Source organism: Streptacidiphilus pinicola (genome assembly GCF_003258295.1).
Classification (GTDB): Bacteria; Actinomycetota; Actinomycetes; order Streptomycetales; family Streptomycetaceae; genus Streptacidiphilus; species Streptacidiphilus pinicola.
The window spans coordinates 1-7,871 of sequence record NZ_QKYN01000119.1 but is presented as its reverse complement, the minus strand read 5'-3'; the positions used below and the strand labels follow the sequence as shown (position 1 = coordinate 7,871).

The window sequence follows — 7,871 nt, the reverse complement described above, 5'->3', positions numbered from 1 at the left end:
GGCTGGGGGCCGTTGGGGTAGGCGCCGTTGCCGCTCGCGTCCGTCGGGGCGGTGACCGGCGTGCCCGCCGGCTTGCTGCCGTCGTGCACCTGGATGTGCTCGCGGTGCAGCTGCTCGCGGACGACCTCCTCCTCGGTGATCCGCTCGGTGACGAGCCGAATGCGCTCGACCGGGACGACGGTCTTCTTCACCACCAGCCGCTCCTCGTGCAGGGTCACCTCCTCCACGCTCTCCGCGATCTCCGCCTCGGTCAGGTTCGCCCGCTCCTCCGCGCTGACCGGCACCCGCTCGACGCGGATCCGCTCGCGCACGACCGGGACGCGGCGCTCCACCTGCTCGCTCGTCACGTACTTCCGCAGTCGCGCGCGGCCGAGGATGTGCCACTCGGTCTGGATGTCGAGGCGCTCCTCGCGGCAGACGATCTCCAGCGGCTCCGGCACCGGGTCCTTGGACGAGGTGCCCGCGGCCGCCGGCGCGCCGAGGCCCGGGAGCGGGTCGGTCAGCGGGTCGGGACGGCGCTGCGGCTCGGTACGGGACGCGACCGCGGCCGTGCCCATGCCGGCACCCATCGGCGCGCCCGCGCCGGTGCCGGGGAACGGCGCGGCCGGCGGGGTCTGCACGGTCGGCGTCCGCACCGTGGGTGCCTGCGCGCTCGGCGTGGACATCGCCGCTGCCGCGGGCGCCGCCGCCGCGGCCTGGCCGACGACGCTGCCGGACTGCTGCGGGGAGGCGGCGTTCGGCGCGGAGCCCGTCATGAAGGACGAGGTACGGCCCGCGTTGGCCAGCGGTTGGACGGTCGGGGTGGTCAGCGTCTGCTCCACGGGCTTCTCGTGCGTCTCGGTCCTGTCGTGACCGGTGGCCCGGCCCGCGGCCATCCCGGCCGCGGCGCCCGCCGCGACCACCGTCTCGGCGGTGGCCGACGTCGGCGTGGCCGGCTTCTCGCCGGCCTTCGTGCCCGGCTCCGCGGCGTGCTGGCCGGTGCTGGTCGGGACCTCGAGCCCGTAGTAGCGGTAGAGCTGCAGCTCCTGCGCGGGGGAAAGGTGTTGCCCCACCCCGAAGTCGGGCGAGTCCTTGACCAGCGACTTGTCGTACGGAACCCGCAGCTCGTCGGAGACGAACTCGCTCGTCGTGAGCGGCACGAAGGCGTCGCGGCCGAAGAGACCGGTGCGCACGGCGGCCCATTCCGGCTGACCGGTGGCGTCGTCGAGGTAGACCTCGTCGACTGTGCCGATCTTGTCGCCGTTCTTGTCGACGGCCTTGTGCCCGATCAGATCCCTGGGGTCGATCTCGGTCTGCACGTTTTCCACTCCTCCATCGGCCGCGCCGGTCTGCTCAAAAGACGAACGTGCTCAAGTCATACGAAAAGGCACATTGATGTCTTTGTCGAACGCATACGACCGCTTCGGTGTGTCGCTGCGCCGTACGGGTTGCCCGGGACCCGTCGGATGGATGATCCGCGCTGGTACCCTGGCGGTTGACCGTCGAGCACGTGCGGGAGAGTCCGATCGCCCGGGAGGGCGAACGGCGCCGAAGGAGCAACTCCTCCCCGGAATCTCTCAGGCCGAAGTACCGCACTGGCGAGGTCGACTCTGGAAAGCAGCGCCGTCACCGGAATTCCACGGGGTTCCTCGAGCGGCGCTCACCGACGGTGAAAGCCGGTCTCGAGTGGACCGGTGAAGCTCTCAGGTTCAATGACAGAGGGGGAGGCCGCCCGGGCGCCCCGCCGCGCCCACCCGGTCCGACCAGGAGGCCAGACTCCCCATGACGTCGTCGCTTTCCGAGCTGGAGCACTCCAGCCCGTTCGAGAACCGCCACATCGGCCCCGCGGCCGAGGCGCAGGCCAAGATGCTGGCGCAGGTGGGCTTCGGCTCCCTGGACGAGCTGTCCGCCGCGGCCGTGCCGGACGCCATCCGCAGCCTCACCGCGCTCGACCTGCCCGCAGGCCGCTCCGAGGCCCAGGTCCTGGACGAGCTGCGCGAGCTGGCCGACCGCAACCAGGTGCTCCGCTCCATGATCGGCCTGGGCTACTACGGCACCTTCACCCCGCCGGTGATCCTGCGCAACGTGCTGGAGAACCCCTCCTGGTACACCGCCTACACGCCGTACCAGCCGGAGATCTCCCAGGGCCGCCTGGAGGCCCTGCTGAACTTCCAGACCGTGGTCACCGACCTGACCGGCCTGCCGACCGCCGGTGCCTCGCTCCTGGACGAGGGCACCGCCGCCGCTGAGGCCGTGGCGCTGGCCCGCCGCATGGGCAAGGTCAAGGGCGGCGTCTTCGTCATCGACGCCGACACCCTGCCGCAGACCGTCGCTGTGATCGAGACCCGCACCGTCCCGACCGGCATCGAGACCGTTGTCGCGGACCTGAGCGAGGGCATCCCGGCCGAGATCGCCGAGCGCGGCGTCTTCGGTGTGCTGCTGCAGTACCCGGGCGCCTCCGGCGCCGTGCGCGACCTGGCCCCGGTCATCGCGCAGGCCAAGGAGCTCGGCGCGGTCGTCGCCGTGGCCGCCGACCTGCTGGCGCTGACCCTGCTGAAGTCCCCGGGCGAGCTCGGCGCGGACATCGCGGTCGGCACCACCCAGCGCTTCGGCGTCCCGATGGGCTTCGGCGGCCCGCACGCCGGCTACATGTCCGTGCGCGCCGAGTTCGCCCGCAGCCTGCCCGGCCGCCTGGTCGGCGTCTCCGTCGACGCCGACGGCAACCGCGCCTACCGCCTGGCCCTGCAGACGCGCGAGCAGCACATCCGCCGCGAGAAGGCCACCTCCAACATCTGCACCGCGCAGGTGCTGCTGGCCGTCATGGCGTCGATGTACGCCGTCTACCACGGTCCGGACGGCCTGGAGAAGATCGCCTCGCGCACCCACCGCTACGCCTCGGTGCTGGCCGAGGGCTTGCGCCGTGGCGGCGTCGAGCTCGCGAGCGACGCGTTCTTCGACACCGTCACCGCCCGCGTCGAGGGCCGCGCGGCCGAGGTCGTCGCGGCTGCTGCCGCCGTCGGCGTCAACCTGCGCGAGCACGGCGCCGACCTGGTCGGCATCGCCTGCGACGAGACCACCACCCGCGCCGACCTGGTCGCCGTGTGGACCGCCTTCGGCGTCCCGGCCGACCTCGACGTGGACGCGCTGGACGCCGCGGCGGGCGACTCCCTGCCGGACGCGCTGCTGCGCACCGACGCCTACCTGACCCACCCCACCTTCCACGCGCACCGCTCCGAGACCGCGATGCTGCGCTACCTGCGCTCGCTCGCCGACAAGGACTACGCGCTGGACCGGGGCATGATCCCGCTCGGCTCCTGCACCATGAAGCTGAACGCCACCACCGAGATGGAGGCGATCACCTGGCCGGAGTTCGCGAACGTGCACCCGTTCGCCCCGGTCGAGCAGGCCGCCGGCTACCTGCAGCTGATCAACGAGCTGGAGGACCGCCTGGCCGAGGTCACCGGCTACGACAAGGTCTCCATCCAGCCCAACGCCGGCTCCCAGGGCGAGCTGGCCGGCCTGCTGGCCGTCCGCGCGTACCACCTGTCCAACGGCGACACCGGCCGTGACGTCTGCCTGATCCCCTCCTCGGCGCACGGCACCAACGCCGCGTCCGCCGTCATGGCCGGCATGCGCGTCGTGGTCGTCAAGACGCTGCCGGACGGCGACGTCGACGTCGAGGACCTGCGCGCCAAGATCGAGCAGCACCGCGACTCGCTCGCCGTGCTGATGGTCACCTACCCGTCCACGCACGGCGTGTACGAGGAGAACATCGGCGACATCTGTGCCGCCGTCCACGAGGCGGGCGGCCAGGTCTACGTCGACGGCGCCAACCTCAACGCGCTCGTCGGCCTGGCCAAGCCGGGCAAGTTCGGCGCGGACGTCTCGCACCTGAACCTGCACAAGACCTTCTGCATCCCGCACGGCGGCGGCGGCCCGGGCGTCGGCCCGGTCGCGGTCCGCGCGCACCTCGCGCCGTTCCTGCCGAACCACCCGCTGCAGCCGGCCGCCGGACCGGAGACGGGCGTCGGCCCGATCTCGGCCGCGCCGTGGGGCTCGGCGGCGATCCTGCCGATCTCCTGGTCCTACGTCCGCCTGATGGGCGGTGAGGGCCTGAAGCGCGCCACGCAGGTCGCGGTCCTCAACGCGAACTACATCGCGAAGCGGCTGGCCCCGTACTACCCGGTGCTCTTCACCGGCCCCGGCGGCCTCGTCGCGCACGAGTGCATCATCGACCTGCGGCCGCTGGCCAAGTCGGCGGGCGTCTCCGTCGACGACGTGGCCAAGCGCCTGATCGACTACGGCTTCCACGCCCCGACGATGTCGTTCCCGGTGGCCGGCACGCTGATGATCGAGCCCACCGAGAGCGAAGATCTGACCGAAATCGATCGGTTCTGCACGGCGATGATTGCTATCCGTGCGGAAATTGACAAGGTTGGCTCCGGGGACTGGCCGGCGGAGGACAACCCGCTGCGCAACGCCCCGCACACCGCGGCGGCGCTCGCGGGGGAGTGGGACCACGCCTACACCCGCGCCGAGGCGGTCTTCCCCTCCGGCGTCAACCCGGCCGCGAAGTACTGGCCCCCGGTCCGCCGCATCGACGGCGCCTTCGGCGACCGCAACCTCGTCTGCAGCTGCCCGCCCATGGACGAGTACGAGGGCTGAGCTGCGCGCCGGCACGCAGGAAGGGGCGCGGGGAATCCCCGCGCCCCTTGGCGTTGCAACGAGCCCTTGTATCGAACTACGCGGCCCCTGCCAGCGTGCGCTTCGGTGCGACCACGCGGCCGTCGGGAAGGATCTCCCCGGTGTCCTCGAAGACGAGGACACCGTTGCACAACAGGTTCCACCCCTGCTCCGGGTGGCTCGCGACGATCACGGCCGCCTCGCGGTCCGGCGAGTCGGCGGACGGGCACTCAGGACGGTGCTGGCACATAGCTCGTACCCTCGTTTCGGAAACCAGAGCCGCGGGTCTGCGGCGCGGAGGTGTGAAGTGCCTTCTCGCCGGGTAGGACGGTGGGCTCGTTCCGCTGGTTCACAGTCTGCGACTCTCGTAGCCGAACCGCAGCTATTTGGTGACATGCGTCACCCAAGAAGTTCCCGAGCAGCAGAAACCACCCGTTGTGACCATGTGGCAAGTGGTCACAACGGGTGGTACGAGGGGGTGCTTCCGGGTCAGCGTGTGCTCGTGAGCAGCGCTCCCGCTCCTGCGCCCCCGTCCGCGCTTCCGTCCGCGGCCTCGACGACGGCCTCGACCGCGGCTTCGACCGCCGCCTCGACCGGGTCGCCGCCGGTGAGCGCGAGCAGCGCCAGCAGTTCCTCCGCGTGGTGCGGGATGTGCGGGGTGACCCCGAGCGGCGCGGGGACCAGCGGGATCAGCAGGTCCGGTGTGGGCGTGGCCGGGAGCACGGGGTGCAGCCAGAGCGCGGTCATGTAGTGCGCCGGCACCGACAGCAGCCGCGGCAGGTAGGTGGTCGGCGTGCCCGCCGTGTGCAGGCGGGCCTGCTGCAGCGCGCGGAGCGTCGCCGCCGGGTAGGGGCCCTCGGCGAAGTGCGAGAAGACGTGCGGCTCGCCGGAGCCGGGCTCGTCCGGGCCGCGTTCGAGGGTGACGGCGGCGGCGACGACCTCGTCGCACTCCTTGATCAGGAAGCGCCAGCCGGTGCGGCGTGCGCGCGCCAGCTGGGTGGCGCCGTCACCCGGCGTGGCCGCCGGGTCGAGCTGATGGAGCGGGAGCGGCAGTGCGGGGGTGAGCGGTCCGATGCAGCGTCGCATCGCCGAGGAGCGGACGGGCAGGGCGCCGGGGGCGTCCGGGTCGTCCAGGGCGTCGAGGACGGCGCGCAGGGCGGCGGCGGGCGGCTGAGGGAGCTGCAGGGACATGTTGGTTCGCCTCTCGTGGCAGCAGAGACAGGCGGGAGCGGGAATGTGCATGCGGAGCTGGTCGCAGAGCGCAGGCTGAGGGCCCGCGGCGGTGCGGGTGACAGCGAATCGTGATCCAGGGCAGGCCTCTGGGGCCGGGCGTCCCGGCGGCGTCGGGCCATGCGTACCTGTATCTCGCGATTCTATATGGACGAGTGCACGGCGTGATTCTTCTACTACGCTGCGTGCACGACCGCAAGGGAGATTTCGGGCAGTTCGTATACCTGGCGCCGTTTTGGCACATGCCCTCTCGCGCAGGTGCTCGGAGTGTCGATCACCCCTTCGGGGCATGCTCCTCGATACCGCCGATCGAGGGAGGGTTGGGCGCCCATGGGGGAGAAGGTGGTCGTCGCCGGCAATGACCTGGCAGACCGTCAGCTCTACCGGCACAAACTGCGTCAGTGCGTGGAGGCCCTGGAGAGACTGCTCGCCGAGGAGCGCTTCGACCGGGCCCGGGCGATGATGGGCCTGGAGATCGAGATCAACCTCGCCGACGACGCGGGCCTGCCCGTCATGCGCAACGAGGCTGTCCTGGAGGAGATCGCCAGCGGGGACTTCCAGACCGAGCTGGGACAGTTCAACATCGAGGTCAACATCGCCCCGCACCGGCTCGGCGGGCGCGTCTTCGAGGAGCTCCGCGAGGAGCTCGCCGTCGGCCTCGCCTACGCCGACCGGCGTGCTCAGCGCGCCGGCGCGCGGATCGTCACCGTCGGCATCCTGCCGACGCTGAGTGTCGACCACGCGGTGCTGGACAACATCTCCGCAGGTGACCGCTACCGGCTGCTCAACGACCGCATCCTCGCCGCGCGCGGGGAGGACATCTCCCTCGACATCGAGGGCGTCGAGCGGCTGCAGGTTGACTCCGTCTCCATCGTCGCCGAGGCCGCGTGCACCTCGCTGCAACTGCACCTGCAGGTGACGCCGCGGCGGTTCGCCGGGGTGTGGAACGCGGCCCAGGCGCTGACCGGGGTGCAGCTCGCCCTCGGGGCGAACTCCCCGTTCCTGTTCGGACGCGAGCTGTGGCGCGAGACCCGCCCGATCCTGTTCGAGCAGGCCTGCGACACCCGTCCGGCGGAGCTGAAGGCCCAGGGCGTGCGGCCGATCACCTGGTTCGGGGAGCGCTGGATCGACTCGGTCACCGACCTGTTCGAGGAGAACCTGCGCTACTTCCCCTCGCTGCTCCCCATCTGCGACGAGGAGGATCCGCTCAAGACGCTGGCCGCCGGAGGCGTCCCCACGCTGCGGGAACTGCGGCTGCACAACGGGACGATCTACCGCTGGAACCGCCCCGTCTACGACGTCGCCGACGGTGTCCCGCACCTGCGGGTCGAGAACCGCGCCCTGCCGGCCGGACCGACGGCCGTCGACACGCTGGCCAACGCCGCCTTCTACTACGGACTGGTGCGCACCCTCGCCGACCAGCAGCGACCCGTCTGGCAGCGGATGCCGTTCGAGTCGGCCGCGGAGAACTTCCACGCCGGGGCGCGTCTCGGCATCGACGCGGAGCTGTGGTGGCCGCGCGGCGGGGGTCGTCGTGGCGGCGGCCTGGTCCGGCTTCCGGCACGCGAGCTGGTGCAGCGGGAGCTGTTGCCGATGGCTCATCAGGGCCTTGACGCGTGGGGTGTCGATCCGGTCGACCGCGACCGGTACCTCGGGATCATCGAGGGCCGCTGCCGCACGGGCGTCAACGGCGCGGCGTGGCAGAGCGCGGTCTTCCACGACGGCATGGCCCGCCTGGGCCTGGAGCGCGGGCCGGCGATGGAGGCGATGACCCGGCGGTACATGGAGCTGTCGCGCGTCGGGGAGCCGGTCCACACCTGGCCGTTGCGCTGAGCCCGGTCGGGCGGCGTTGCTTCGGGTGGCGCGGCAGGTGAGGCGATGGTGAGAGGCGGCGGCGGACACAGTCCGCTGTGCGATGATCGGGCCAACCCGCCCGATCATCGTCCCGGGCTGCACGCTTCGTGCACCCCGCCCCGCCC

General features: G+C 71.7%; 5 protein-coding genes and 2 riboswitches. Of the genes, 2 read left to right on the top strand and 3 right to left on the bottom strand.

Features of this window, described 5'->3' with window-relative positions; genetic code table 11:
* Positions 1-1,298, bottom strand: a 1,298-nt coding sequence (locus DN069_RS42955) for a DUF2382 domain-containing protein (RefSeq protein ID WP_165845681.1), incomplete at its 3' end; no start/stop codon positions are given.
* Between the two features lie 184 nt (positions 1,299-1,482).
* Positions 1,483-1,582: riboswitch (glycine riboswitch) on the top strand.
* Position 1,583: 1 nt separating this feature from the next.
* A riboswitch (glycine riboswitch) is annotated at positions 1,584-1,708 on the top strand.
* Between the two features lie 53 nt (positions 1,709-1,761).
* On the opposite strand from DN069_RS42955, the gene gcvP reads away from it, so the two are divergent.
* On the top strand, positions 1,762-4,644 hold the full coding sequence (gene gcvP, locus DN069_RS28695) for an aminomethyl-transferring glycine dehydrogenase (RefSeq protein WP_111505834.1): 2,883 nt from the start codon (positions 1,762-1,764) through the stop codon (positions 4,642-4,644).
* A gap of 76 nt (positions 4,645-4,720) precedes the next feature.
* Here the strand turns inward: gcvP and DN069_RS28690 are convergent, their stop codons facing one another.
* Together DN069_RS28690 and DN069_RS28685 are read right to left on the bottom strand one after the other, a co-directional pair.
* Positions 4,721-4,912 (bottom strand): DUF5999 family protein, encoded by a 192-nt coding sequence (locus DN069_RS28690; protein WP_111505832.1) that lies wholly within the window; start codon positions 4,910-4,912, stop codon positions 4,721-4,723.
* Positions 4,913-5,151: 239 nt separating this feature from the next.
* Positions 5,152-5,853 (bottom strand): hypothetical protein, encoded by a 702-nt coding sequence (locus DN069_RS28685; RefSeq protein WP_243639850.1) that lies wholly within the window; start codon positions 5,851-5,853, stop codon positions 5,152-5,154.
* Between the two features lie 369 nt (positions 5,854-6,222).
* Here DN069_RS28685 and DN069_RS28680 point away from each other — a divergent pair, with 369 nt between their 5' ends.
* Complete coding sequence (locus DN069_RS28680; RefSeq protein ID WP_111505830.1) at positions 6,223-7,725, top strand: glutamate-cysteine ligase family protein; 1,503 nt, start codon at positions 6,223-6,225, stop codon at positions 7,723-7,725.
* The last annotated feature ends 146 nt before the right edge of the window (positions 7,726-7,871 follow it).

What these genes read in the sequence shown, in the direction of transcription:
- gcvP (WP_111505834.1), top strand. Translation starts at nt 1,762, where the DNA reads ATGACGTCGTCGCTTTCCGAGCTGGAGCACTCCAGCCCGTTCGAGAAC.
- DN069_RS28690 (WP_111505832.1), bottom strand. Translation starts at nt 4,912, where the DNA reads ATGTGCCAGCACCGTCCTGAGTGCCCGTCCGCCGACTCGCCGGACCGC.
- DN069_RS28685 (WP_243639850.1), bottom strand. Translation starts at nt 5,853, where the DNA reads ATGTCCCTGCAGCTCCCTCAGCCGCCCGCCGCCGCCCTGCGCGCCGTC.
- DN069_RS28680 (WP_111505830.1), top strand. Translation starts at nt 6,223, where the DNA reads ATGGGGGAGAAGGTGGTCGTCGCCGGCAATGACCTGGCAGACCGTCAG.